Source organism: Tritonibacter sp. SIMBA_163, from assembly GCF_046535935.1.
GTDB classification, from domain to species: domain Bacteria; phylum Pseudomonadota; class Alphaproteobacteria; order Rhodobacterales; family Rhodobacteraceae; genus Epibacterium; species Epibacterium scottomollicae.
In genome coordinates this window covers 1-273 of the sequence record NZ_JAWJBP010000434.1, presented here as the reverse complement: position 1 = coordinate 273, position 273 = coordinate 1, and the positions used below count along the sequence as shown (strand labels likewise).

At 60.4% G+C, this 273-nt stretch carries 1 protein-coding gene; it reads left to right on the top strand.

Features of this window, described 5'->3' with window-relative positions:
• Nucleotides 1–273: magnesium transporter (locus tag R0J92_RS23020; protein WP_411053376.1), on the top strand; the 273-nt coding region annotated here is incomplete at its 5' end.

The window sequence follows — 273 nt, the reverse complement described above, 5'->3', positions numbered from 1 at the left end:
ATCACGGTCGGCTGCCTGAACGGCCTGATCTTCGCGGTCCTGACAGGCATCGTGGCATGGCTCTGGTTTGGGCAGCCGGCAATTGGTTTGATCATCGGCGCCGCCATGGTCGTGAACATGATCGTCGCAGGCCTGTCGGGAACGCTGGTCCCCTTGGGGCTCGATAAATTGAAGATCGACCCGGCCGTGGCCTCTGGCGTGTTCCTGACCACGATCACCGACATTGTCGGCTTCTTTGCCTTCCTCGGCCTGGCGGCGCTGTTCATTCTTTAG